21 protein-coding genes and 2 tRNA genes are annotated in these 25378 nt (G+C 44.1%); 11 read left to right on the plus strand and 12 right to left on the minus strand.

Going from position 1 to position 25378, the window contains the following annotated elements:
* Nucleotides 1–58 precede the first annotated feature (58 nt).
* The 5 genes from ABNK31_RS15025 to rpoN form a co-directional block, all read right to left on the minus strand.
* Entirely contained in the window at nucleotides 59–664 is a 606-nt protein-coding gene (locus ABNK31_RS15025; protein WP_418893271.1) for an SIS domain-containing protein, read from the minus strand.
* A 14-nt stretch (nucleotides 665–678) separates the two neighbouring features.
* Nucleotides 679–1185, minus strand: a complete 507-nt coding sequence (purE, locus tag ABNK31_RS15030; RefSeq protein WP_418893272.1) for a 5-(carboxyamino)imidazole ribonucleotide mutase — start codon at nucleotides 1183–1185, stop codon at nucleotides 679–681.
* Between the two features lie 124 nt (nucleotides 1186–1309).
* Nucleotides 1310–1690: a glycine cleavage system protein GcvH gene (gene gcvH / locus ABNK31_RS15035; protein ID WP_418893273.1), complete on the minus strand. Its 381-nt coding sequence runs from the start codon at nucleotides 1688–1690 to the stop codon at nucleotides 1310–1312.
* Between the two features lie 83 nt (nucleotides 1691–1773).
* Nucleotides 1774–2394: a hypothetical protein gene (locus tag ABNK31_RS15040; RefSeq protein WP_418893274.1), complete on the minus strand. Its 621-nt coding sequence runs from the start codon at nucleotides 2392–2394 to the stop codon at nucleotides 1774–1776.
* Between the two features lie 33 nt (nucleotides 2395–2427).
* Nucleotides 2428–3888 carry an RNA polymerase factor sigma-54 gene (rpoN, locus tag ABNK31_RS15045; RefSeq protein ID WP_418893275.1) on the minus strand — a complete coding sequence of 487 codons (1461 nt, stop codon included), beginning with the start codon at nucleotides 3886–3888 and terminating at the stop codon, nucleotides 2428–2430.
* A gap of 249 nt (nucleotides 3889–4137) precedes the next feature.
* Here rpoN and ABNK31_RS15050 point away from each other — a divergent pair, with 249 nt between their 5' ends.
* Complete coding sequence (locus ABNK31_RS15050) at nucleotides 4138–5502, plus strand: IS110 family transposase (RefSeq protein WP_418892603.1); 1365 nt, start codon at nucleotides 4138–4140, stop codon at nucleotides 5500–5502.
* A 194-nt stretch (nucleotides 5503–5696) separates the two neighbouring features.
* Here the strand turns inward: ABNK31_RS15050 and miaA are convergent, their stop codons facing one another.
* Both miaA and ABNK31_RS15060 read right to left on the minus strand, forming a co-directional pair.
* Entirely contained in the window at nucleotides 5697–6602 is a 906-nt protein-coding gene (miaA, locus tag ABNK31_RS15055) for a tRNA (adenosine(37)-N6)-dimethylallyltransferase MiaA (RefSeq protein WP_418893276.1), read from the minus strand.
* On the minus strand, nucleotides 6602–7159 hold the full coding sequence (locus ABNK31_RS15060; RefSeq protein WP_418893277.1) for an IS1096 element passenger TnpR family protein: 558 nt from the start codon (nucleotides 7157–7159) through the stop codon (nucleotides 6602–6604). Before ABNK31_RS15060 ends, miaA begins: the two co-directional genes overlap by 1 nt.
* Nucleotides 7160–7379: 220 nt before the next feature.
* Here ABNK31_RS15060 and ABNK31_RS15065 point away from each other — a divergent pair.
* The 6 genes from ABNK31_RS15065 (at nucleotide 7380) to ABNK31_RS15090 (ending at nucleotide 11314) form a co-directional block, all read left to right on the plus strand.
* Nucleotides 7380–7453: transfer RNA gene (locus tag ABNK31_RS15065), tRNA-Asn, on the plus strand.
* Nucleotides 7454–7484: 31 nt separating this feature from the next.
* Nucleotides 7485–7558: transfer RNA gene (locus ABNK31_RS15070), tRNA-Asn, on the plus strand.
* A gap of 100 nt (nucleotides 7559–7658) precedes the next feature.
* Nucleotides 7659–8615 carry an NAD(P)-dependent oxidoreductase gene (locus ABNK31_RS15075; RefSeq protein WP_418893278.1) on the plus strand — a complete coding sequence of 319 codons (957 nt, stop codon included), beginning with the start codon at nucleotides 7659–7661 and terminating at the stop codon, nucleotides 8613–8615.
* Nucleotides 8612–9310, plus strand: coding sequence for a DNA alkylation repair protein (locus ABNK31_RS15080; RefSeq protein WP_418893279.1), 699 nt, complete (start codon nucleotides 8612–8614; stop codon nucleotides 9308–9310). The genes ABNK31_RS15075 and ABNK31_RS15080 overlap by 4 nt, the downstream gene beginning before the upstream one ends.
* Nucleotides 9307–10539, plus strand: coding sequence for a M16 family metallopeptidase (locus tag ABNK31_RS15085; RefSeq protein WP_418893280.1), 1233 nt, complete (start codon nucleotides 9307–9309; stop codon nucleotides 10537–10539). The genes ABNK31_RS15080 and ABNK31_RS15085 overlap by 4 nt, the downstream gene beginning before the upstream one ends.
* A 148-nt stretch (nucleotides 10540–10687) precedes the next feature.
* Nucleotides 10688–11314, plus strand: coding sequence for a porin family protein (locus ABNK31_RS15090; protein ID WP_418893281.1), 627 nt, complete (start codon nucleotides 10688–10690; stop codon nucleotides 11312–11314).
* Between the two features lie 287 nt (nucleotides 11315–11601).
* On the opposite strand, the gene ABNK31_RS15095 is transcribed toward ABNK31_RS15090, so the two are convergent.
* Complete coding sequence (locus tag ABNK31_RS15095) at nucleotides 11602–12255, minus strand: DUF6261 family protein (protein WP_418893282.1); 654 nt, start codon at nucleotides 12253–12255, stop codon at nucleotides 11602–11604.
* Between the two features lie 671 nt (nucleotides 12256–12926).
* Nucleotides 12927–14135, minus strand: coding sequence for an IS110 family transposase (locus ABNK31_RS15100; protein ID WP_418892526.1), 1209 nt, complete (start codon nucleotides 14133–14135; stop codon nucleotides 12927–12929).
* A 397-nt stretch (nucleotides 14136–14532) separates the two neighbouring features.
* Here ABNK31_RS15100 and ABNK31_RS15105 point away from each other — a divergent pair, with 397 nt between their 5' ends.
* Complete coding sequence (locus tag ABNK31_RS15105) at nucleotides 14533–17685, plus strand: SusC/RagA family TonB-linked outer membrane protein (protein WP_418893283.1); 3153 nt, start codon at nucleotides 14533–14535, stop codon at nucleotides 17683–17685.
* 18 nt (nucleotides 17686–17703) lie between these two features.
* Nucleotides 17704–19704, plus strand: coding sequence for a SusD/RagB family nutrient-binding outer membrane lipoprotein (locus tag ABNK31_RS15110; RefSeq protein WP_418893284.1), 2001 nt, complete (start codon nucleotides 17704–17706; stop codon nucleotides 19702–19704).
* A 248-nt stretch (nucleotides 19705–19952) separates the two neighbouring features.
* On the opposite strand, the gene ABNK31_RS15115 is transcribed toward ABNK31_RS15110, so the two are convergent.
* The 3 genes from ABNK31_RS15115 to ABNK31_RS15125 form a co-directional block, all read right to left on the minus strand.
* Nucleotides 19953–20285, minus strand: a complete 333-nt coding sequence (locus ABNK31_RS15115; protein ID WP_418893285.1) for an addiction module toxin RelE — start codon at nucleotides 20283–20285, stop codon at nucleotides 19953–19955.
* The gene (locus ABNK31_RS15120; RefSeq protein WP_418893286.1) at nucleotides 20275–20475 is read right to left on the minus strand and encodes a hypothetical protein; all 201 of its coding nucleotides are present in this window, start codon (nucleotides 20473–20475) and stop codon (nucleotides 20275–20277) included. The genes ABNK31_RS15115 and ABNK31_RS15120 overlap by 11 nt, the downstream gene beginning before the upstream one ends.
* A gap of 196 nt (nucleotides 20476–20671) precedes the next feature.
* Complete coding sequence (locus ABNK31_RS15125) at nucleotides 20672–21433, minus strand: helix-turn-helix domain-containing protein (protein ID WP_418893287.1); 762 nt, start codon at nucleotides 21431–21433, stop codon at nucleotides 20672–20674.
* Between the two features lie 107 nt (nucleotides 21434–21540).
* Between ABNK31_RS15125 and ABNK31_RS15130 the strand changes: the two genes are divergently transcribed.
* Entirely contained in the window at nucleotides 21541–21732 is a 192-nt protein-coding gene (locus ABNK31_RS15130) for a hypothetical protein (RefSeq protein ID WP_418893288.1), read from the plus strand.
* Between the two features lie 345 nt (nucleotides 21733–22077).
* Complete coding sequence (locus tag ABNK31_RS15135) at nucleotides 22078–25377, plus strand: SusC/RagA family TonB-linked outer membrane protein (protein ID WP_418893289.1); 3300 nt, start codon at nucleotides 22078–22080, stop codon at nucleotides 25375–25377.
* Nucleotide 25378 lies beyond the last annotated feature (1 nt).

The raw sequence follows: 25378 nt of genomic DNA on the forward strand, positions 1-25378 counted from the left end.
ACAAGTACCGATTTTATCCGTCAAACCGCAAGGAGCGGTTAGACGAGATTCCTCTTAATCAATGACTGATTTCGCGCGACTTATCACCCAAATAGCCGCCATGATGGCGTTTGGCGTAATCGGCTGCGGTAAACCCGATTCTTTTCATGGTGCCGACGACCAGGATGTCGCCCATTACCGTCATCACCGTCGTCGAAGTGGTGGGAGTAAGATCCAGCGGGCACACTTCCTTGGGATTGCCTGTCAACAGAAACACATCGGCCTGCTGGGCCAAAACAATGTCTTTATTGCCCGTAATAACAATGATCGGCGTTTCGGGATAAAGCCCTTTCGCTAAATCGATCAATTCGATAATCTCGCGGGTCTTTCCCGAATTGGTAATCAGCAACAGCAGATCGTTCTCTTGTAGGATGCCCAAATCGCCATGTTGCGCCTCGCTCGGATGCATGAAGATGGCCGGCGTACCGGTGGAACAAAAAGTCGTAGCCATGTTTTGCCCGATTTGTCCGGCTTTGCCCATGCCGCTAATAACCAATTTGCCTTTTTTATGATGGATGCGCTCGACAATCAAATCGATCGCCCTATCGTATTGTTCATTCACAGGAATATGTAAAATAGCGTCGGCCTCCCGCTGCAAAAGGCTTGTAATTTCTTGTTGATTCATCGTATCGACCTTGATTAATTGGTTTTATATTTAAAAGAAACGGCCGCAAGCTCCTCGTTTGCTTTTGTAATTTTATTTTTTAGTCCTTGTTTGTAATTCTTTAATTTAGCCATGAGCGCTGCGTCGCCCGTGGCAATCATCTGCAATGCCAGGATAGCCGCATTGAGAGACGCGTTGATGCCTACCGTGGCAACCGGTATTCCGGGAGGCATTTGCACAATAGCCAACAAGGCGTCCATGCCTTGCAGCGAAGCGTTGACGGGGACGCCAATGACCGGGACCGGGGTCATAGAAGCGATCACGCCCGGGAGGTGTGCGGCCATTCCGGCGGCGGCGATAATCACTTTTATTCCGTTCCGTTCGGCATTTGTTGCAAATTCCTCGACCGCTTCGGGAGTGCGGTGTGCCGACAAGGCATTTATTTCGAACGGTATTTCCATCTCATCTAAAAAGCGGGCGGCTTTTTCCATGACAGGCAGGTCGGATGTACTGCCCATAATGATACTTACGACTGGTTTCATGTTCATTTTCTCCTTAAAAAGAGAACACTTCAAAAGGAGTTCGTTCACCAACAGAAATAATCTCAAATGATCTTCCGACGGCGAGCCTACTAACCTTTTGAAGCGCCCTCTGTATTATACAGATTTATTTCTCGATATTTTTTTGATAGTCTTGTGCCGAAAGTAACGCATCGACCTGCGAGGCATCGCTCAGCTTTACTTTAATAATCCATCCTTCGCCATACGGGTCTTTATTCACCAACTCGGGTGCATCTTCGAGCTGCGGATTGACTTCCAGCACTTCGCCACTCACGGGCATCAACAGGTCGGAGACGGTTTTTACCGCTTCGATACTGCCGAAAACACTTTCGCGATCGAGGGTTTCCCCTTCCGTCGTTACATCCACAAAAACAATTTCTCCTAATTCTTGTTGAGCAAAATCAGAGATACCAATGTAGGCTTCATCGCCTTCCACTCTTACCCATTCATGATCGGCAGAGTACTTCAGATTGTCGGGAAAATTCATATGTTCTTAATTTTATAAAGGGTTTTAAACGATATCGTAAAAATACTACTTAATTCTATAGCAACCAAAAGTTTTTTAACCGGTTACAGCTTTATATGCACTCCTGCCCAGACAAATACAAACGACACGACCAAACCGAGTGCAAAGCCCGCAAACACCTGGCTTACGGTATGACGCTGCAGGATGAGACGGGAGGAACCGATGAGTCCGGCAAGCAGAAACAGCCCCATCAGCATGTAGACAGGATTGGCCCGCTCGACAAAAAAACTGACGCCCATCGCCCCGCCGAGAAGCCCGCCGATGCCGAACATGTGTGCGCTGATCTTCCAGAATAGGGTGATAAACAGGGCAATGATCATTATTATCACCGGGGCAATCACAAACATCAAAAACCATGCAGGCATCCCCATTTTATAATAATAAAAGACCATGAACGAGCACGATATCAGCGTAATAAGGTAAGGGAGAACGCGCTCGCGCCGCTGTGTCAGAGATAAATCGGAGATCAACCGCAATTTATACAGTACAAATATGAGCAGCGCGGGAACGGCGAACGAAAACAGAAATACCGGCGCCAGAATATACCAGAACTGATGCGAGTACATAACGCCGAAATAGCTGTACATAAATAACAACGCCACGCTATATGTGGGCATCAATAGAGGTTGGAAAACAGTGGAAATAATATGTGCGATTGACTTCATTCGATTCAATATCTTTTCTTTGAACTGTCAAAGTTATATCTTTTTTCTCAAACGGGCTACAGGAATATTCAATTGTTCACGATATTTTGCCGTCGTACGTCGTGCAATTACATAGCCTTTCTGATTTAATATTTTGGTAAGTTGCTCATCTGTCAATGGTTTAGAAGGATCTTCACTCTCTATGCTCTCGCGAAGAATATATTTCACTTCTCGTGACGAGATATCTTCGCCCGCCTCATTTTGCATGGCTTCCGAAAAGAAATACTTCAGCGGATAGATGCCGGAATTGGTTTGGACATATTTACTATTGCTGACACGCGATATCGTAGAGATATCGAAACCGGTTTTTTCGGCCACATCTTTTAATATCATCGGCTTGAGCAGCGTTTCGTCTTCGGTCAGAAAAAAGTCGTACTGAATTTGAACGATGGCTTCCATAGTGCGCTGAAGCGTATTCTGACGCTGTTTCACCGCATCGATGAACCAACGCGCCGAATCGACTTTTTGCTTCATGAACATCATGGCTTGTTTATCATCGGCCGACATGCTTTTTTTATTCTGCGCATAGCCTTGCAGCAGCTCGCTGAAATCGCGGTTGATTTTGAGCAGCGGGATATTACCGTTATTGAGATACATCGAGACTTCGCCGTTGTAAGACTCCACGATAAAGTCGGGCGTAATGTTTGCCATCGCCGTTTCCATGGCGTCGCCCATGGTGTTGCCGGGCTTGGGATTGAGAGAAACGATCAAATCGATGACGCCGCGCAGGTCGTCGGGCGAAATATTCATCGCTCGAAGGATCTTATCGTAATGTTTTCGCGAAAACTCCTCGAAATAATTCTCGAGCACATTCATCGCCAGCGTTACCGAAGGGCCGGGCGTCATCCGCTTCAATTGAAGAAGAAGACACTCTTTGAGTTCGCGCGCACCGACACCCGGAGGATCCATCTCCTGAATAATCGATAACACCTGCGTCAACTCCTCGACCGACACATCGAGATTTTGTTGAAACAGCAAGTCGTCTGCAACCGATTGCAAATCGCAAAGCAGATAACCGCTTTCATCGAGATTTCCAATAATGTATTCGGCTATTATTTCATTTCGGGAATCGAAATTATGCAACCGGAGTTGTTCAAGCAGCGATTCATTGAGCGATGTCTCCTCCGATACAGAAACCTCTATATAAGAAGGTTCACCCTTGGACGTCGATTGCCTAATTCGAAAATCGGGCACATCATCTTCCGAAAAATAATCCCCTAAAATAATCTCCTCCTGGGAAACATTGTCCTCTTCGGGCATGCCGTCGCCTTCCGCTTCGTCCGATGCATGCTCGTAGTCGGAGTCAATCGTATCCAGCGCGGGATTATCCTCCACTTCCTGTTTAATTTTATCTTCCAGTTCTACCGATGTCAGTTCGACCAATTTAATGACCTGCATCTGTAGCGGAGAAAGTTTTTGCAGCTGCTTAAGTTCTTGTTGTTGCCTGAGCGCCATGTTTCAAACTTTTTGTCGTTTTCGATAAGCAAAGTTAGGATTTTCTCTGAAAATGAGAAATAATTAATAACTTGCGAAGCCCTATCAAGCAAGTAAACCACAAGTTATCTTGGATACGACTCCAATGCAAAGTACGGTTCCGGTTTGCTCGTAATGAAATACTTGGTTCCAATGAGACCTTATAGAAGATTATCATTGTTTAAAGCATCCGGGCTTGATGAGGCTTTTATTTATTCACAAGTTAAAACTATGGCAAAGAAAGCGAAAAAAATCAAGACAGGCAAGGGATTGAAATTGGAAATCGTGAATCCCAATTCGGCGGGTATCGATGTTTCTTCCACCGAAATGCAAGTATGTGTCCCGGAAGACCGGGATGGAGAAAACAACCGCCGCTTCGGCACGTTTACGCAAGATTTACACCTTATATCGGATTGGCTTAAAGCCTGTGGCATTGAAACCGTCGCCATGGAATCCACGGGGGTGTATTGGGTCCAACTCTACATGATACTGGAATCGGAGGGATTTGACGTGTTGCTGGTCAACGCCAAGGCCATCAAAAATATCAGTGAAAAGAAGACCGACCGGGTAGATGCCGAAACCATCATGGTCTTGCATAGTTACGGGCTTCTGAGAGCCAGTTTCCAACCCCAGAACCATGCCCGGCGCATCCGCAATGTATCGCGCCACCGTGACGGGTTGTTGAAAGCTTCTTCGCGGGAAGTGCTCCACATGCAAAAGGCCATGGAATTGATGAACATCAAATTGGGCAATGTCATCAGCGATATTTTGGGAAAATCGGGACAGGAGATTATTCGCGCCATTCTGGCCGGGGAACGCGATGCCCGAAAACTATCGGCTTTGGCCGATCCCCGATGCAAATCTCCCAAAGAAACCATCGCCAAATCCCTGCAGGCCAATTGGGACGAAGACCTGCTGTTCATGCTCAAACAAAGCTATGAACTGTATGTATATTACCAAAACCTGATGAAGGATTGTGACAAGCAGATAGAGGGCATCCTGCAGGAGTATCTCAAAGACGTTAAACCCGAAGAAACTTCCAAGCCGGAGCAAAGGGCGAAAAAAGCAAAAGCTCAAAAGAATGCCGTCACGATAGATATCGAAAAGCACGCGATCCGATTATGGGGTGTCAACGCGATGCGCATACCGGGTGTCAGTGAAGCGGCCCTGTTGCGGTTGGCCGGTGAGCTGGGACACGATTTTACCGATAAGTTTGACTCATACAAACAGTTTTGTTGTTGGTGTAACCTCACACCCAACAACAAAATATCGGGTGGAAAACTCCAGTCCAGCAAAATTCCAAAGCGCAAGAATCCTGTTGGACAAATCCTGCGTTCTTCGGCAAACTCCCTGAAAACAAGTAAAACGCCCTTAGGATATTACTTCCGGCGTATACAGGCTAAAAGCGGTTACTTGCCGGCTATTATCGCTACTGCGAACAAATTGGGAAGAATACTCTATACAATGGTTAAATACAAGGTCGAGTTTGATGACTCTTTTACCCAAACGAGCGAAACCGAGATACTTAGAAGAAAATTGATTAAGACCCAAAGAACCCTCGAAAAACTTCAAAATCAAATCAAAGAATGCGGATGAAATGGTTTGTTATATAGAAGATAATGATAATTTGTGGATGTGATGATTGTCGAATGTCAAATGTCTCCGGTCTCCGGTCTCCAGTCTCCGGTCTCCGGTCTCCAGTCTCCGGTCTCCGGTCTCCGGTCATCGGTAGCCGCCTTTAGACCTTCGACTTTAGACTTCATTTGCCAATTTGCTAATCCGCTAATCTGCTAATTTGCTAATTTATACAGAACCTCTCCTATGACATCCGCGCCGGGATCGGAGAGATTGATCCAATGGATGTTTTGGTCACGCTTGAACCAAGTCATCTGCTTGCGGGCATACTGCCGCGTATGCTGCTTGATTTTGTCGACAGCCTCCTCCAGCGAACCGTTGCCGTCGAAATAGGCAAACAGTTCTTTATATCCCACCGTGTTGGTTGCATTCAAATGTCGTATAGGATAATGCTTGCGTGCCTCTTCGAGCAGACCCTGTTTCATCATTCCATCGACCCTATGGTTAATACGCTCATAAAGTTCGGGACGGTCGCGAGTCAAACCGATCTTCACGATGCGGAATGGCCGTTTTTTTTTCGTATCGGTGCGAAGCGACGAATAAGGCTTTCCGCTCATCAGGCAAATCTCCAACGCATGAATGACCCGTTTCGGATTTTTTAAGTCGACTTGCCCGTAAAAAACAGGATCAAGCAGTTTCAACTGCATGCGTATCGGATCCAAGCCCTCCGTCCGGTAAAGCTCATAAATATCTTTGCGCAAAGCCGGGTCTACGGTAGGAATCTCGTCAATACCGAAACACACCGCATCGATATACATCATGGAACCACCCGTCATGACCACCGTGGGGTGAGTCTCAAGCAGGGACTCAATTAAAGGTATCGCTTCCCGCTCATACTCGCTCGCACTGTAATACTGTTCGGGCGAGAGGGTTTCCACAAAATAGTGGGTGACGGATGCTCGTTGTTGCGGCGTAGGGGCTGCGGTTACGATACCCATTCCGGCGTATATCTGCCGCGAATCGGCCGAAAGGATGGGTGCACCAAGCTTGTGCGCTACCTGTAGGCTTATATCGGTTTTTCCGACACCCGTGGGGCCTAACAATACGAGCAGGGTATTCATCAATACAAATCGTCGGAATCCGTTTCGACAGAAAGATCGTCCAACCCTTCAAAACCTTCCTTGTCGAGTTCATTTATATCGAAAGATTCGTCGCCATAAAAGTTTTCGCCGGTATCCAATCCTCCGCTATCGGTCTTGACCTCTTCAAAATGGGCGGTCTGTTGGGGAGCTTCCCCCTGCGATACCGAACAGACGGGAGCCTTCAGGTTTTTTCCGGGAATGATTTCCGATAGTTCGATATAAAAGGCCCTTTCGGTTAAATAGTCGAAAACGAATAGTAATTTTTGTTTCTCATCTTCCAAATAATCACTCAGCACCGATTCCTGCATGGTAAGCGAGTCTTCATCGGAAGAAGTATCCATCTCCACCAACGTAAATTCCTGTTTTTTACGCCAGTTGTCGTCGCAAATAAAGAACGAAGCCATCTCTTTGTCACTAAAGCCGGTGGCGGCGATAATCGCATGGAAAAAATCCAAAAACGTGGCATCGGCATCAATTTTAATTTCTCTTTTAAAATCTTCCGACTCGTCCGATAAGATTAAGAATCTGAAAATCATATTTATTGTGTTAAATCGTTATTATTATCAAGTCAAAGGTAGTAAAAAAATTCGAATGAGATATGCCTTCATTTTAAATAGAAAAAATCGGATGAAAAGGTAATGAAGCGGCAATTAGGAAGGTTTACACGAAGAAAGTTGGCATTTTTTAGAAGATAGTGTTGTATTATTCGGAAAATTGCAGTAATTTTGCAACACTTTTCTGTAAACAAGTATAAATTCTTCAGTAGCTCAGTCGGTTAGAGCATCTGACTGTTAATCAGAGGGTCGTTGGTTCAAGTCCAACCTGAAGAGCAGAAAAGTAAATTTTAATAAGTGAATAGATTCTTCAGTAGCTCAGTCGGTTAGAGCATCTGACTGTTAATCAGAGGGTCGTTGGTTCGAGTCCAACCTGAAGAGCGGAAAAGCGAGTTGAGAAACTTGCTTTTTTTGTTTTTAAGGAACATTTTTTTGTGCGCGTCCGTTATAGTACGAAATGGCAAAGCAAAACAGTAAACAGATGAAAAAAGTATTAATCGCATACCGCTTGCTTCCCGAAGGGCTGAAAGACCTGGAAGGCAAGTACGACATCACCCTTCCCGAACGCTCTTATTTGCGGAAAGAAGAAGTGCTGGAAATGATTGGCGACTACGAGGTGCTTGTTCCGAATTTCAGCTTCTACACCGGCCAAGACATTATCGACCGGGGAACAAAATTGGAATTGATCTCGAATTACGGCGTCGGTTATAATAATATAGATGTGGAGTATGCGACTCAAAAGGGAATAGCCGTCACCAACATCCCAAACTCCACCCGCGAACCGACCGCCGAATTTGCTTTCGCCCTGCTGCTTGCCGCGGGACGCCGCATCGGCTATTACGACCGGAAACTCCGCACGGACGACGGCGTTAGTTGGGGGATTTATGCCGAAGGGGGATTAGCGGTATTCGGCAAGACACTGGGAATTATCGGCATGGGACGTATCGGCCAGGCGTTGGCACGCCGGGCAGTGGCTTCGGGGATGCACATTATTTATCATAACCGGAACAGGCTGGACGAAACCATTGAAAAAAAATACGATGCCCGCTATGTCTCGTTGGATGAGCTATTGCGTACGGCGGACTATATATCGCTCAACGCTCCGTCGACACCGGAAACATTCCATTTAATAGGGGAAGAGGAATTGGCCAAAATGAAACCTTCCGCCGTGTTCATCAACACCGCACGCGGTAATATGGTTGATGAAAAAGCGTTAGCCCGCGCGCTGGGAAAGGAAAAAATAGCGGCCGCCGCACTCGATGTATTCGAAGACGAACCGAATATCCTGCCGGAATTGCTGACACTGGATAACGTCGTCCTCGCCCCCCATGCAGCGACCAAAACACGTGAATACCGTATCGGCATGTCGATAGAGATGGCGCGGAACATCGTCGGCTTTTACGAAAAAACTTTTCCCGTATCAAGAGTAAACAAATGACCGCCGATATCATTTTTCAGCAATTACAGGAATTGGGCAATCCGGCCAAAGCAGCCCATTCCCTAACATTTTTCAAAACGACCCCGGGAGGATACGGCGAAGGCGACCGCTTTTTGGGCATCACCGTGCCCGAGGTAAGAGTAGTCGCGAAAGGACACCCAAAACTATTACTCTCCGAAATCGAAATCTTGTTGGCAAACCCTTATCACGAATGTCGGATGTGTGCGTTGCTCATCCTCGTAGAACAATTCAAAAAGGCCGATGAAGAAGCACGGCGCATTCTTTTCGATTTTTATCGCGCCCGTACATTCTACATAAACAATTGGGATCTGGTGGATTTATCCTGCTATGCCATCGTCGGGGAGTGGCTCGCCGATAAAGACCGGCAGCCGCTATACACGTGGTCGCGCAGTCCATCGCTATGGGAGCAACGCATCGCCATCGTTTCGACCATGGCCTTCATCCGTCGCAACGACTTCGCCGACACGCTGCAACTATCGGAGTCCTATCTCTCCCACCCTCACGACCTCATCCACAAGGCGTGCGGTTGGATACTTCGCGAAATAGGCAAAAGAGACGAAAAGATCCTCACCGGGTTCTTAGACATTCATTACACCAACATGCCCCGCACGATGCTACGGTATGCGATAGAACGCTTATCGCCGCAACAAAGAGCGTATTACTTAAAAAAATGACAGACCCTTCTTATTTTACTCACACACTGCCTAACGGCTTACGTATCATCCATCATCAAACGCCTTCGGAGATTTCTTATTGCGGAATAGCCGTCAATACCGGCACGCGCGACGAGTATGCCGACGAGTTCGGGATAGCCCATTTCGTGGAACATATGTTGTTTAAAGGGACGAAACGGCGCAGAGCCCACCATATCGCCAACCGGATGGAAAACGTCGGAGGCGAAATGAACGCGTATACGACGAAAGAGGAAACGTTTTTTTACGCCACGTTCCTGGAGGAATATTTTTCGCGCGCAGCGGAACTGCTCAGCGACATCGTATTCCACTCGGAGTTTCCCGCCATGCAAATAGACCGCGAGCGGGAGGTGGTTCTCGATGAAATCAACTCTTATCTCGATTTTCCTTCCGAACTCATTTACGACGACTTCGAGAACATGCTCTTTGCAGGGCACGATATCGGACATTATATACTCGGCACGCCCGAATCGCTGGGGACCTTCGACCACGCGCGTATCGAACGCTTTGTGGAACGACAATATCACCCTTCGCGAATGGTCTTTTTCTCTTCCGGCAAAACGCCTTTTCACAAAGTCCTCCGGTATGTGGGGAATTACTTTCAGGACAATCCTCTTTCGCAGGAAAAGGCAAAAACGAGAACGCCTCCCACACCGGCAGCGAGCGGAACAATTGTTCTGCAGAAAAACACCTCGCAGTCGCACGTCATGATCGGCAGCCGGGCATACGCCATGAACCGGCCGGAGCGCTATCCGCTTTACTTATTGAATAATGTATTGGGAGGGGGCACCCTGAACAGCCGGCTGAACCGATCGTTAAGGGAAAAAAACGGGTTGGTGTATAACGTGGAATCGAACGTGACGTTTTACAGCGACACCGGATTATTCTGCGTATATTTTGCCTGCGATCCCAAATATACCGATAAGTGCCTGCGGCTGGTAAGAACCGAATTGACAAAGCTCCGCAATACTCCGTTCACGTCTTTGCAATTATCCGTGGCGAAAAAGCAGTGGAAGGGACAGTTGGGGATCGCCGCCGAGAGTAATGAAAACCAGACACTGACCATGGCGAAAAACTTTTTGCATTTCAACACCATCGTGTCGTTGGAAGAGGTTTTCGAACAAATAGAAGTTCTGACGGCTGAACAAATACAGGAGGTTGCGCAAGAAATATTGGATCCGTCGGGATTATTTCTCCTAAAATATGATTAATCGCCACAAAATAGTCCCTTGTATACCCGATCAAAACGATAATTTCGCAACCATCTTTCGGATTACACAACGAACAAAATCAACAAAATCTTGTTTATTAATTACCCTTACGGGAATTTTTGAACAAACGAACATTAAAAAATTGATTATGAAAAAATTGAAACTATCCATTGTGATTGTAATGCTTGCCATGGTAAGCGCACTAAGTGCACAAGTTAATTTAGGAATAAAAGGAGGTGTGAATTTATCGAACTTTTACGGCGATGAATTGAGTGATAAAAATGCCAAAGTGGGATTTCATATCGGCTTAGCGGGCGATTACGAATTTGCACCGAACATGTCGCTCCAATCGGGGCTCTTCTTTACCACCAAAGGAGCGGAATATAAAAATTCGCTGGCGGGACTCTCCGGCAGTATAAGTGCAACACCCATGTATCTGCAATTACTGGTACATTTTGCGTATAAAGTAGATGTAACTCCCGGAACACGCATCGTATTCCATGCCGGTCCGTATGTCGCTTACGGCATTGCGGGAAAGACAAAATGGAAAGTTGAGGCAGGAAATGCATCTATCCAAGATGAGTCGGAAAATGTATTTGGTGATAATGGCCTATTAAAACCGTTCGATGCAGGGCTAGGACTTGGCGTAGGCGCCGAATTCGGCCGCATTTTATTGGACCTCGGATGGGATGCCGGATTGGTAAATGTCTCCAAATCGGATAATGGAAATGTTAAGAACCAAAGTGCGTATCTATCGGTAGGCTATTTGTTTTAACCCATCGACAAATAAAACAGAAATACAAAAAACACCGCTCATCCCAAGCGGTGTTTTTTTAATAACCTGTGCAGTCCCCTCTTGTCCCGCGTATACCAACCGCACAAGGTAATAATCCACTTTTTCATTCAATAAAAATAAATAAAAAAAAGCATTCTCTTTTCATCAAAAACTTACAAGGGACATTGAATCGGTTCTATTCCACGCTTAGAAACTGTTTAAATTTCTTACGAAAGACGGCCATTAAAGTCTTCTTCACCCTTAAAACAGTTTCTTAATGACTTTCCTTATTTTTTCGCTTCCGACTCTTTCTTTTCTTTTTTATCCTCGGTCTTATGGGCGGCAATTAACTCCGCAAATTTTTTGCGCGTCGTATTCAGCAAAGAAAATACTTTTGTGAATTGTTCAGCCTCCTCGGCATTGCGAAGAGCCCGAATGCTTTTGTACGAGTTATTGGCTTTGTTAATGCGTTCAATAACCCTGTCGTATCCAAAAAAAGTAATACTTGGAGTATAAGTCGCGCCGGAAGCATCCAAAAGGAAATTATCGATTCCGGTTGTCTGCGATTTGTCATTGGCGCTCAATATTTTCTTATGCGTTTTCCACAATAAGTCGAGTAATCGATGAGCCTCTATTTTTTTAGGATCATCCTCCAATTCCGCCACTTTTAGATTACGGCCGAAAAAGCGCAAGGCGACTTCCCGTTCTTTATCAGCCGCAAGAAGAGGATCGGGTTGCTCGCTCTTCTGTACATTCTTAGTCTGCTTTTCAAAAGCAGTCACATCCTCTCCCAACACGTTTACAAAATCGTATAAAGGAGTCCCTTCGGTAAGGGTAACAGCATTTGAGGGATTTTTGATATCGGTCAAATGTTCTTTTATTAACTGAGTTAATTCGTCATTTCCCAACCGGGAAAGATCGACAGATACTAACTTTTTCATAATATCTTTACATTTTACTATCCGATAAATATCAATTTATTCCTGTTCACTAACAGGAAGACGCTGCAAATATAATCAATCTTACAATAAAGCGGACGAGATTCTCTGATTTTTTATAATATTTAAAAACATAATTAAAGAACACTGCTATAAAACATGTTTTATAGCGATTCGGTTCCCCGGATGATAGCCTTTGACTCGATGTCAGGTAATCCGGCCAATTCATTCGGAAGAAATCAAGCGATTAACAGGCGTCGGAAAACCGTCCGCATGAAAGGTTTTTTCTAAAAAAGAATCCGAAAATCAGCTTAAAATCAATCTGCTTGAGAATAGTGTTAAAATGCTGCTTTTTTAAGACAGAATCCGACACGTTTCAAAAAAAATATATAACTTTCTTCTATAAATTCCCCCCATATTCAAAGAAAAATGGAGCTAAATAGAGAAAGATGTTTGGATACAGGCATAAATCACCCTACCCACAAGGTTGCAGGCAAAGACGCGGTGACGCCTTCCGATATGCGATTTTCTTCTGCGGGCTTGTCTTCTCTTATTGGGAGCAGCATTAACCCCGGTCTGTGTTCTTGAGGTCGTTTCAGGGACGACTGTGACATTGGCCTATTTGTAAACGGGGTCTTGAGCCACCACAAAGTTACCCGGCCTTTACGCTTGTATTATAGATTAATATTCAGTATGTTCGCTGTTTTTTCGTACTCCTTCTTGTAATATGCGAGCCGGGCTTTCATCTTCACCGGATCGTAAACAGGGGCCAGCCGGGGATCGTATTGCCTGGTGTGCTTGAGCACGTTCCATATGACAACGAGCAGTTTCCTTGCTATGGCGACCAGAGCCTTTTTCCTTGGCTTGCGCATGGTCATGCGTTGGAACTTTTCCTTGAAAAACGAACCCTTCGACCGGGAAGCCGCCCAGGAGACCTGTACCAGGATCGAACGCAGGTACTTGTTGCCTTTGGTGGTAGCGGTGCTCTTGTATTTGCCGGCGCTTTCATCATTCCTCGGGCGCAATCCCGCCCATCCGACAATCTTGCCGCTATTTTCAAAGACACTCATATCCCCACCCGTTTCGGCTATTATGGTCATCGCCGCTATCCGGCTTATTCCCGGAATGGTTTGTAAAAGATTTACCGGCAACGCAAAATGTAGGCCACATATCCGCTCCATTTGTGACAGACATTCCGATATCTGCAACTGGTATATGTCATACTCCTGTTTCGCCCAGGACAATTCCTGGCGGTGGTGCGCCCTGATATTGCCCCTAAGGGCCTCCTTTAATTTCCCGCTCTGCTTGTTTTTCCTGTTCCCGTACACCAGGCTTACAAGATAGCCCGGGTCTGTCCATCCGGCTATCAGCGCCTCGACGATACCCATGAAACTTTTCGTGCTGATACTGCTCAGGCAACTGCTCGCCCGGATACCTGCCTTTACCAGGATGGCGTCCATACACGTCAGCACACGGGTCACCTGCTGCCTGAGCTTGCCGTATTTGCGAGAATAGACCCGCAACTCCTGTATCAGGGGAGCAGGAACGAAACTGCCGCGCATCATGCCCTTGTGCAACAGGCTGGCTATCCACTGGGCATCCTTGATGTCGCTCTTACGACCCGGCATCTGTTTGATCAGGTACGGGTTGACAAGCGTCAACTTGAACCCCATCTCGTAGAATATGTCCCACACGGCAATCCAGTAGATACCCGTGCTTTCCAGGGCCACCTCCTCCACCTCTTCCGACTGCAGGTACTCACCCATCGAATAGATTGCAGGGGTCAGCGTTGCATATTCTTTCACTTGAGAATGACTCTCTCCATTGTAGATTGCACAGAATATATTATCTTTGTGCACATCTAAGCCACATACTTTTTTCATTATTGAATATTTTAGTGGTTAATGATCTTCAAATATAGAGAAAGTTGTGGCTTATTTCAAATCAATGTGTAAAACCGGCCCAAACGGACTCAAACAGAACACTCAATTTTTATGGGTCTGTGTATATGTGTATACTTTTATGTATATTTGTTGCAAATAAAATTTAAGTTTTGTTCAGAATGCACAAAAGATCCGCATGGCTGAACCGAAGAACATAGAGAGGCGATACAATAGTTATCGATAACAAGTAAGGAGAAAATTGGGCACTATAGTTCAAAAAGAGGAAATGAATCTACACAATAGAATAAAAACGACAAAGATAGAGAAAAACGAACTTACCGAATTTATTTATTAAAGTGAATAAAACAAATTACGAATAAAGTTAACTTATGTATTTATGAAAAGAAAAATGAATCTTTTGTTAATGCTCTGCTTTATAAGCTTGGGCATCGCGTTCGGACAGACCCGTGTAACGGGACATGTGATGGACGAAGCAGGCGATCCGATTATCGGCGCCTCGGTACAGGTAAAAGGCACTGGTCAGGGAACCATTACCGATGTGGATGGGAATTTCGGCTTGACAGCTCCGGCAGGTGCCACCACCCTTGTTGTTTCGTACGTCGGAATGATCACTCAGGAAGTACCTGTAAGCGCAAATGTGCGGGTAGTTCTTATAGCCGACAATAGACAACTCGAGGAAGTGGTAGTAACGGCAATGGGAATTAAAAAAGAACGAAAAGCGTTAGGATATTCGGTCTCCGACTTGAATTCGGAAGAACTGTTGAAAAACAAAAATACAAACGTTATCAATTCGTTAGCTGGCAAAATCCCTGGAGTAAATATAACCCAGAGTAGCGGCGCCGCAGGTGCGGGAGCAAGTATCACCATTCGAGGTGGAAACTCCACTTCGGAAGGCCGTGAAAATCAACCTTTATTTGTGGTTGATGGCGTTATATATGACAATTCCACCAGCGTTGTCGGCAATAGCGCTTATGACGGGATGACCCGCAACAGCACCACTTTCTCAAACCGTGTAATGGACGTCAACCCAGAAGATATTGAAACAATGTCGGTATTGAAAGGCGCAGCAGCCGCAGCCCTTTACGGGTCCCGTGCAGCTGACGGCGTAATCATTATCACGACAAAGAAAGGAGAAGAAGGTACTATAAAAGTTGATGTTTCAAGTAAGTTAAGCACCTCATGGGCTACAAAACTACCGGAAACACAAACGGAATTCGGACGTGGCTATTATGAAAACAACGGAGTATTTAATGACCTTACCTATCAGTCTTGGGGAAAACGGATTACCGACGAAACATTGTATGATAATATCGGCTCCTTTTTTCAGAATGGCGTTATTTACGATAATAACGTAAGCATATCAAGCGGAAATAAAAACGGCTCTTTCTATCTATCGGCTTCCAATTACGATCAGACAGGAATCGTACCGGAGACTGGCTACGACAAAACAACCTTCCGTTTGAACGGGGAACAAAAATATGGACGACTAACCGTCAATGCCAATGTGGCTTATTCGCTCTCTAATACGAACAAGACGCTGACATCCGCAGGATTATGGGAAGGTGGCGGTAATGGGACGATGACGGCCCTTTACAGTTGGCCTTTAACCGAAGACATGTCAAAATACCTCAATGAAGACGGTACAAAATACCGGTTATTCGAAGGCCGTCTCGATTTGGTTGATGACAAAGAAAATCCCTATTGGATTATTAATAAAAATAAGATGACCGACAAAAACAAACGGTTTACCGGGTCGTTAGGCGCATCCTTTAAAATTACCGATTGGTGGGATATTTCTTCCCGCGTAGGTTACGACCAATACACCACGGATGCCTATACATATATCGCCCCGGGATCGGTAGTAAGGGAAATATATCAAAACGGACGGTTGAGTAAAAATGATTATAACTATAGTTATATTACGACGAACCTCATGAGTAACTTCCATAAAACTTTTGATGATTTCGATTTTAATCTTTTGTTAGGTTCGACCACCGAAAGCACCGAAATCCTCAACCAAACTCATTGGGGATACAACTTTATTACGGCGGGGACGATAAGCTTTTCCAATATATCGTCTGAGAACCAATTTTTTAAAGATGCAACAACAAAGAAAAGATTAGTCGGTGCGTATGGGGAATTCCGGGCATCCTACAAAAATCTCGCTTATTTGACAGTAACAGGACGTAACGATTGGTCTTCTACCCTTCCCTTGAATAATCGTTCTTATTTCTATCCTTCTATCAGCGGATCATTCGTATTCACGGAATTAATGCCGAAGAGCGATGTCCTCTCTTTCGGGAAAGTCCGTGCAAGTTGGGCCCAGGTGGGTAAAGATGCAAATCCTTATGCAACCTTAACTTACTTGACCAACCCCATCAGTTATGGATCGTATGTAGGCGTTGGAAATTACTATGTAAGTGGGAATGCCTATCTGAAACCCGAAATACAGACTGCGTGGGAAGTCGGAGGTGAACTTCGATTTCTGAATGGCCGCATCGGCTTGGATTACACCTATTATCATAGCCAGACAAAAAATCAAATCGCCTCTCCCCGTTTATCCAATGCCAACGGATATATCATGTCTTCCATTAATTCCGGCTCCGTTATCAATGACGGTATGGAAATTGCACTTAGCGGGAAGCCTGTTGTATCGCGTGATTTTGAATGGAATGTAACATTGAATACCTCTTATAACCGCGGTAAATTAGGTGACTTTTTAGACGGCGTGGAGATTTTCTATCCCACCGATGCTCAATTCGGCACCATCAAAGCAGCGTCTATCCCGAATGGGGGTTACTTCCTCGGCTTAGTCGGTTCGCGCTTTGCCCGCGAAACAAAAAAAGTAGGAGAAAAGGATGTGGAGATAGAAGGAGGTCGTTACAAAGTGAATCCGGCGACAGGATTATACGAAATCTATTCTTCCAGCAATGAAGTGGTCGGAAATCGCGAACCGAAATTCATCGGCGGGCTCAATAACTCTTTCCGCTATAAAGATCTCTCCGTTTCATTCCTGCTCGACTTCCGCATTGGCGGCGATGTATATAACGGTACGGAATATTATATGGTATCAAACGGTTTATCCAAAAGGACTACAGAAAACGGACGCGAATATGTAACCGTAAATGGTGTAGACAGCAAAACAGGCGAAGATTTCAATCAAACCTATTATGCCGACCAAGAATATACGATTGCAGGAGCGACCTACTCGGGTAAAGCAATGATACAGAAATATTGGAATAACTACCTTTCACACTCTTACAATTTTATCTCGTCGGTCAACTGGCTCAAATTACGTTCACTGTCTATCAGCTACGATTTTACGAACTTGATTAAAAGACAAAATGTAATCAAGGGATTAACCGTGACGGCTACCGGTACCAACCTCTTCACCTTGACCAATTACAAAGGGATGGATCCCGAAGTAAGTACAGCCGGCGGAACAGGCGGTTCGGGAGCCACCGGAATCGATTATTGCAGCGTTCCGGCGACATCGAGTTTCACCTTTGGAGTAAATGTTACATTTTAAAATCAAAAAATTATCATTATGAAGAAAATACAATATATACTAGCGTTCTGTTGCGTATTACTTCTAAGCGCAACCTCTTGTACCGATTGGCTGGATGTCAATACCGACCCGGATCAGCCCAACAACCAAAGCGCTTTGATATCAAACCGCTTACCGTGGGTCCAGAAATTTTATATGTATTCCGCAGGGATCGCCAATATGCGGACTTCAATGCAAGCAGGCGTTTATTATAGCAATGCGGGAAACAACAATCACTTAGCCGTAACATGGGATTGCCAAGACGGATCGACCACATCAGCCTATCAAACTTGGTTCGTGGAAGCGGCGGCAAATTTAAACGACATGTACAGCGCCGCTGAAAAAGAAGGCGCCTATCATTATATGGCTGCCACCAATGTGCTTCATGCATTAGGATTCATGGAAATGTTGGATCTGTACGGCGAGATGCCTTATACCGAAGCATTAGGCGCCTCCCCGGGACCGGCTTATGATGATGGCAAAACCATCTTTAACGGATGTATCGCAAAATTGGATGCAGCTATCGAATTATTCCAAAAAGATCAAGAACCGACCGCTTCCAAATTCTCATCCGGAGATTTATGGAATAACGGAAATGTAAGCAAATGGCTGAAGCTATGTTATGGCTTAAAGGCCCGTTATCTGCTGAAACTTTCTAAAAAACAGGATTTATTCGATTCCGACGCCATTTTGGACTGCTTATCCAAAGCGCCTCAATCCAATGATGACAACACTTTCGCACGCTCCTATAACAGTGCTTCCGACGTTACCGACTATTTATATGCAGACCCTGTAATGACCAATGGAAATTGGGCCAATACCGCTTATGGCAGTAATCAACGCATTTCGAAGTATTATTATGATTTGCTTACCAATATGCGTGGTTCCGGAGTGACAGACCCGCGTATGACGAAAATCGTCCCTGCCTCTATGAGTAATATCAAGCTCAATACAAGTAATAAGGTCGGCTCTTTCGAATGGCTTCGGTCAGAACCAGTCGATTTTTACGGAGAGGCGAAGCGTCTGGTTGCCGGAGATGCGACCTCTATTCAGATAGCCACGTATGCCGATGTCGAGAAAAAAATCACCTATGATATATCCAATGATGACGACAGGGCTACCTTTGTCGCCGAAATGAGTAAAATACATACTTGTAAGGTGGACGGACAAAATGTGACCGTCACTTACCAACCGGGATCCGTATATGTGGAAAGTACGAATTACAAATATGCAGGAGACACAGTCTATGTAAATCTGCGTTCGAACTCGGTACTCACAGGAAATGCAGATGTTGGAGAAATGGATATGAATTGGTACTTTACGACAACCGCAAAAGCCCATGGAGCCGTAGGCTCTACCGGTTCGTTTCAAATTCGTCCGAATTCTGACCAAGAGATCCTTACCTATCACGAAATGTGCTTTATAAAAGCCGAAGTATATATGCGAAAAGGAAACTCCGGTAGCGCTCTTGCGGCCTATAAGGAAGGCATTAAGGCTCATATCGATATGATGCAAGCGAAATTAACGGAATGGAAATCGGCAGGATATGACAATCCGGATATGTGGCCGATGGATGAGAGTCAGATCACCGAGTATCTGGCAAGTGATGCCGTTTGTCAAGATGCGGGAAGCCTGACCATGTCGGATATCATGCTGCAAAAATATTTGGCGATGGGGTGCAGCATAGAAAACTGGAATGATATGCGCAGGTTTAACTACAGTGCCGGAAACATTCCCGGTTTCGGAATCGTCTATCCGGGATATGACCGAACTCCTCTATTTAAAGGTGCAGCCAAAATAATCGGTTCTTCCAAAACAGATCCCACCTATTGGATGCGCCGTTGGAGACTCCCGGGCACACTTGAACTGCAATATAATTCGACGAATGCAAAACAAGCAAATGCGAATGCTCTGGAATTATATATTTGGTGTTGCCCTGTTTGGTGGGATTGTGCAACGGATGACGAATATTACTCCTACATCCAATCGAAGTTACAATAAGGTAACTCCGACAAAAATAGTTTGGCAGAATATGATTTTATTCTAACTTTCTGCCTTTCAAACAAAAGTAAGAGGGTGTATCACAAATGTGATTTCACCCTCTTTGCATTCGCACTCTTTCGGGGAACGATTTCAAATATTCAATTTTCAGAGGCTTATTTTTTATTTTGAGATGACTTAGAATTCGGCCTCTTCCATGTTAGCGCCGCTACCATCCAAATCGAAATGCGTAAACGGATAAGCGGGCCTTAGATTTCATCCAAATCAGCCAGAAGTTGTCGTAAAAAGGCGTCGGTCACATTTTCTTTTTCCGATTTGTCGAAAACCGACAACAAGTAAATTTTCTCTTGCATTACTCTCACACAGATGACCAATCTGCCGCCCCCGCTTTTTCCTTTCCCCTTACTCTTTATCGGAAAACGAATCTTAAAGCAGTTTTTATACACTTCTACTCCTATCATGGGGTCTTTAACTAAAACCGTAATAAGCTCAATAAGGTCGGATTTAAAAGAAGGGTATTTCTTTTGAAGTGCCTTCGCTTCTTTCTCAAAGTTAGGTGTCAGTATAATTTCAAAGTTCATTGACAAAGTCTTCAAAACGCTTAGCCTTCAACTCTCCTGTTTCTATCCGCTTCATTTCCTTATAGCCGGTTTTTATACTTTCAGCTAAATCATAGGCTTTCAATTTCTTTTCAATAACTTGCCATTCCTTTAAAGACACCTGTACAGCCTTAACTTTGCCCTTGATATCCGAAACAAATTGTATGTCCATAATCTTCATGTTTAATCCTTGCAAATATACGAAATCATTGCGAATAGCAAATTATCAATTATCATCGGTCACAATCGGTCCTTGCTATTTATATCCGCTCTTTTTATAGACAACTGTTTTAAGAATATACCTAACTGAGCTATATCTTTAACGTTTTTTATTAGGAAAAACAAATATAGAACCCCTTATCCCTTGTTCACATCGTGTGTCTGACAATAGGGATGGCTTCATTACTGAATTCTTTCGTAACGTAACCTATGATAAGATGGATATGATGGATACTATCCTTTGGAATTTTAACAGGTTCATGAATAAGGCGCCCGTCGGGATAAGTTTCCAGGTTGGAGCTATAACCGATAATATAGTTCTCTCCACCATCCTGTAATCGTTTTGTAATGCCTATTTCGGTTGTTTCCACATAATAATTCCGCCCCCATATAATAAGCCTTGAATCCACTATCCGTTTGAGAATGAGAATACAGCCCGAAGGGTATTCAGGCATGCTGTCTCCATAATGACGAATAGCTGACGTAGCACCGGGGAATAAATCTCCCGTATCAATCCATTCCCGCGCTTGGCCTTGGAAAGTATCTATGTTTAAATCTTTCTTGGCCGTTCTGCTGATATACGAAGCATCGGACAACGGTATTCTTCCACGCGATGGTACTTCGATAGGCGAACTCTTCTTTTGGGGTAAGGTCGCATCTTGTTTTCCCTTTGTTTGAAGTCGCCTAAGTAAATCATTATGATTTATTCCAAAAGCATTGCAAAGTTTAAGCGCTAATTTTTCTGACGCACCTCTATCCGTATTCTTTATCGAATTCAGATATTGAGGCTTAACACCTAATTTAGCAGCTATCTCGTTGTAAGGGATTCCTTTTTCCTTTAAGGCCACCACTTGCTCCAAAAACCATTCTTTTCGTATATCCGGAATATTCAGCATAAAAAAATAAATCAAAAAGATGTATTTTTATTTGCTTTATAAATCATAATAATTTATCTTTGCATTACCTTTCGAATCAGAAAGTGGCGATAAAGGTACAAAAAAATCAAATAGAAATGCACATGGGCGAGATTTTAACGAAATACGGAGAACGGGGAAAGCTTGCTAAACTATTCAACGTTAGTGAAGTGACGGTTCGGAATGCATTAAAAGGGCGTACACGGAGTGAACTGTCGGATCGGATAAGAAAAGCAGCCCTCGAAAGAGGAGGTAGTGAAACTGATAGTACGAAAGACAAATTGGAACACCAATAAAACAACTCTTCTTAAAAGGTTTTATTGAATGCTGATAAATATGATCTACTAAAAAATGAATATAGAAACACAGAGGCCGGGGGATGTGTATAAAAGCAAATTTCTCAGCGTCATCTGTCACGAATATTAATCTCTAAAAATGTATGCGTATGGTTATAATTTATTATTTCTGATTACAGCATTGCCGGCTTGTAGGCAAATTTTGTAGAAGGTAATGCTATTTTGCCGTATTATTTAAAAAAGAGAAAGAAAGATACGACGAATCAAATATCAAAAACGAGAAACGGAAGAAATATAGACCGTTTTATAGTTAACTATTCAATGAATTTTTATCAATCTAAACAAATGAGAAAAAAATTAACATTATTCTTAGCTTTATTCCATTTTGGAATAGGTATTATGATTGCACAGACCCGTGTAACGGGGAGTGTGATGGACGAAGCAGGCGATCCGATTATCGGCGCCTCGGCACAAGTAAAAGGCACCGGTCAGGGAACCATTACCGATATAAATGGGAACTTTAGCTTCACTGTTCCGGCAGGCGCCACCACCCTTGTTGTTTCGTATGTCGGAATGATCACTCAGGAAGTACCTGTAAGCGCAAATGTGCGGGTAGTTCTTATAGCCGACAATAGACAACTCGAGGAAATTGTAGTAGTCGGTTACGGCACGCAGCGAAAAGAAAGTCTGACAGGAGCCGTTTCAACTGTTGATGTTGGCAAGACTTTAACGGCAAGACCTATTGTTGATGTAGGGCGAGCCCTACAGGGTTCCACTCCCGGACTAATCGTCACAACAACCTCTGGCGCTTTGGGAGGATCGCCGACCATTAAAATCAGAGGCTCCATAAGCACTATCGGGGGTGGTTCGGGTAATCCTTTGATTTTAGTTGATAACGTAGAAGTCCCCGATTTATCGTATATAAATCCAGACGATATCGCCTCGATATCCGTATTAAAAGATGCTTCCACAACGGCAATATATGGAGCGAGAGCAGCATTTGGCGCAGTCCTAATTACAACGAAAAAAGGGACCAAAAACACCAAGCCAAAAATAACCTACTCTAATAATTTCTCATGGTCCACGCCAACGGATGTACCAGAGCATACACGAGCCGATCTAAATTTACAATATTCTATGGATCAAGCCAACGCTTTACGCGATACTCCTTTAACAGAAAGAGGACAGGTAGGGTATTATTACAATGCTGAAACAATAAAAAAAGTAAAAGAATGGATTGATACATATGGTGATGGTAAAGGATTAGGTCGGGAAATGGTAGAAGGGCGCGATTTCGATTATCGTCCGGGAGGAGGAGTATATTATTATCGTCCGTGGAATCTCTATGATATTTATTATAAAAAATGGGCGCCTCAACAAAATCAAAATCTAAGCTTAAATGGCGGGACTGCTAATACTCAGTACAATCTATCAGCAGCCTACACAAACCAAAGTGGAATTCTAAATCTTTTTGACGACTACTACAGGAGATATAATTTCTCCGGTTCTTTAAGCACCAACGTAAAAGATAGAATAACGATTAGAGGAGGATTTATGTACTCCAATATTAATCAAGAGTCCCCCTTTACGTATGGATCTGATACATATGCTCCTGTTTACTATCTATATCGATGGCATCAAGTTTATCCTTACGGTACCTATAACGGAAAAGAATTCAGGGGAGCTGTAAATGACTTAAAGTCGGCCAGACCGGTTGAAGACGATTCTTATTACAGTCGATATACTTTAGGGACAACGCTCAAATTAGCCAAAGGATTAACGGCCACTTTCGACTACACGTATGCCCAAACTTTTGTAACGAACCACACCGTGGGCGGATACGTAACGGGAATCAACCAATGGGATATCGGAGCCAAGGATACGATGGACGATATGTATGGCATTTATACCTCGTCTTCGTACGATTATGCCCGTTACACCTCCTCAAAAAACATAAGGAATACCTACAATGGCTATCTTACGTATGATAACAAATTCAACGATCACAGTGTAAAACTGACCGCGGGTACGAATATTGAAGATGCGGAATATATCTGGATTTCAGCCCGTAGAAATGGAGTATATGATTTTGATAAAGGGGAAGTCAATCTTGCCGGTGGAGATCAGTTAGCATCTTCCAGCCATTCATGGTGGGCTGTTGCAGGCTTTTTCGGCCGCGCAAACTACTCATTCAAAGACCGGTACTTATTAGAAGTAGCAGGGCGTTATGACGGATCTTCCAGATTTGGAAGCAGCAAAAGATGGGACTTCTTCCCATCCTTATCAGCAGGTTGGCGCATCAGTGAGGAACCTTTTATGCAATCTTTAAAACGTACGATTAGTTCTTTGAAAGTGCGAGGTACATGGGGTTCTGTTGGGAATCAAGACGTCCCCTTAAACTCATTCATTTCCACCCTTACCCCTTTCACGCCATCGGGAGCCGGAAATTATTGGTTGATAAATGGAAATTTTGTACCCTATATCAGTGCCGGCCCAACTTTAGTGGATCCGACCCTGACATGGGAAACGGTCAACACTCTAAATTTAGGGTTTGATTCCGGATTTTTCAACAACAAGCTGAATGTGACTTTTGACTGGTACAATCGGAAAACATTCAACATGTTGGCACCGGGTGAAACAGTACCGTCCACCGTAGGCATCTCTGCACCCAAAAGAAACTTTGGGGAGCTGGAAACCAAAGGAGTGGAATTAGAGATATCCTACAACCATATTTTCGATAATGGATTACGAGTTTCTGTATCCGGTCAATTTACAGATTATAAAACAGTCGTAACGAAATATGCTTCGGCAAGTGACCCGAAAAATTCAGACACTTATTGGGAAGGAAAAGAATTGGGACAAATATGGGGGTATAAAACCGACGGACTTTATCAAAAAGATGATTTTATTTGGGAAGGTGACAAGATTAAACAAACGATTCTTGAAAACGGGCAGTCCAAAAACACCTTGGCTCAGGGTATCGCGAACCAATATATCTTAGAATCCGGGAATTTTAAATTTAGTCCGGGCGACGTCAAATTTAAAGATTTAAACGGAGATGGGGTTATTGATTACGGAACCAATACAGTCGGCGACCCGGGCGATAGAACCGTCATAGGGAACACCACTCCACGTTATCAATATGGATTTAGACTGGGAGCCGAATGGAAAGGTATCGATATAGACGTCTTCTTCCAAGGAGTTGGGAAACGTCATATTTGGGCAACGGGAAATATGGTACTACCCGGATATTATGGAGCTGAAGCAAATTATGCTCACACCTTAGATTACTGGACTCCAGAAAACACCAACGCATTTTACCCACGTCCCATGGAATATAGTCAAACAACTAAATGGAATTATGTTCCGAATGATCGTTATCTACTGAATGCTGCTTATTTGCGATTAAAAAGTTTGAACATTGGTTATAGTTTACCCCAAAATATATTACAGAAATTATTGATTCAAAAGGCGAGAATATATTTGAATGGCGAAAACTTATTTGAGTTTGATAAACTGGGAGGAGTTGCCATTGATCCTGAAATTGATTGGGTTAAGGGATCTACAGCAAATGATTCTCGTTCGTTTGGGCGCAGTTACCCCTACAGAAGAACGGTTTCATTCGGTATGCAAGTAGAATTTTAAA

The organism is Limibacterium fermenti (assembly GCF_041902845.1).
GTDB classification, from domain to species: domain Bacteria; phylum Bacteroidota; class Bacteroidia; order Bacteroidales; family Dysgonomonadaceae; genus Limibacterium; species Limibacterium fermenti.

Bases quoted from the DNA above. Each gene is read 5' to 3' on its own strand.
- ABNK31_RS15080 (WP_418893279.1), top strand. From the start codon at position 8,612: ATGACCGCCGATATCATTTTTCAGCAATTACAGGAATTGGGCAATCCG.
- ABNK31_RS15040 (WP_418893274.1), bottom strand. From the start codon at position 2,394: ATGAAGTCAATCGCACATATTATTTCCACTGTTTTCCAACCTCTATTG.
- gcvH (WP_418893273.1), bottom strand. From the start codon at position 1,690: ATGAATTTTCCCGACAATCTGAAGTACTCTGCCGATCATGAATGGGTA.
- ABNK31_RS15100 (WP_418892526.1), bottom strand. From the start codon at position 14,135: ATGAAAAAAGTATGTGGCTTAGATGTGCACAAAGATAATATATTCTGT.
- miaA (WP_418893276.1), bottom strand. From the start codon at position 6,602: ATGAATACCCTGCTCGTATTGTTAGGCCCCACGGGTGTCGGAAAAACC.
- ABNK31_RS15075 (WP_418893278.1), top strand. From the start codon at position 7,659: ATGAAAAAAGTATTAATCGCATACCGCTTGCTTCCCGAAGGGCTGAAA.
- ABNK31_RS15120 (WP_418893286.1), bottom strand. From the start codon at position 20,475: ATGGACATACAATTTGTTTCGGATATCAAGGGCAAAGTTAAGGCTGTA.
- ABNK31_RS15110 (WP_418893284.1), top strand. From the start codon at position 17,704: ATGAAGAAAATACAATATATACTAGCGTTCTGTTGCGTATTACTTCTA.
- purE (WP_418893272.1), bottom strand. From the start codon at position 1,185: ATGAAACCAGTCGTAAGTATCATTATGGGCAGTACATCCGACCTGCCT.
- ABNK31_RS15025 (WP_418893271.1), bottom strand. From the start codon at position 664: ATGAATCAACAAGAAATTACAAGCCTTTTGCAGCGGGAGGCCGACGCT.
- ABNK31_RS15135 (WP_418893289.1), top strand. From the start codon at position 22,078: ATGAGAAAAAAATTAACATTATTCTTAGCTTTATTCCATTTTGGAATA.
- ABNK31_RS15090 (WP_418893281.1), top strand. From the start codon at position 10,688: ATGAAAAAATTGAAACTATCCATTGTGATTGTAATGCTTGCCATGGTA.
- ABNK31_RS15085 (WP_418893280.1), top strand. From the start codon at position 9,307: ATGACAGACCCTTCTTATTTTACTCACACACTGCCTAACGGCTTACGT.
- ABNK31_RS15060 (WP_418893277.1), bottom strand. From the start codon at position 7,159: ATGATTTTCAGATTCTTAATCTTATCGGACGAGTCGGAAGATTTTAAA.
- ABNK31_RS15115 (WP_418893285.1), bottom strand. From the start codon at position 20,285: ATGAACTTTGAAATTATACTGACACCTAACTTTGAGAAAGAAGCGAAG.
- ABNK31_RS15130 (WP_418893288.1), top strand. From the start codon at position 21,541: ATGGGCGAGATTTTAACGAAATACGGAGAACGGGGAAAGCTTGCTAAA.
- ABNK31_RS15095 (WP_418893282.1), bottom strand. From the start codon at position 12,255: ATGAAAAAGTTAGTATCTGTCGATCTTTCCCGGTTGGGAAATGACGAA.
- ABNK31_RS15050 (WP_418892603.1), top strand. From the start codon at position 4,138: ATGGCAAAGAAAGCGAAAAAAATCAAGACAGGCAAGGGATTGAAATTG.
- ABNK31_RS15105 (WP_418893283.1), top strand. From the start codon at position 14,533: ATGAAAAGAAAAATGAATCTTTTGTTAATGCTCTGCTTTATAAGCTTG.
- rpoN (WP_418893275.1), bottom strand. From the start codon at position 3,888: ATGGCGCTCAGGCAACAACAAGAACTTAAGCAGCTGCAAAAACTTTCT.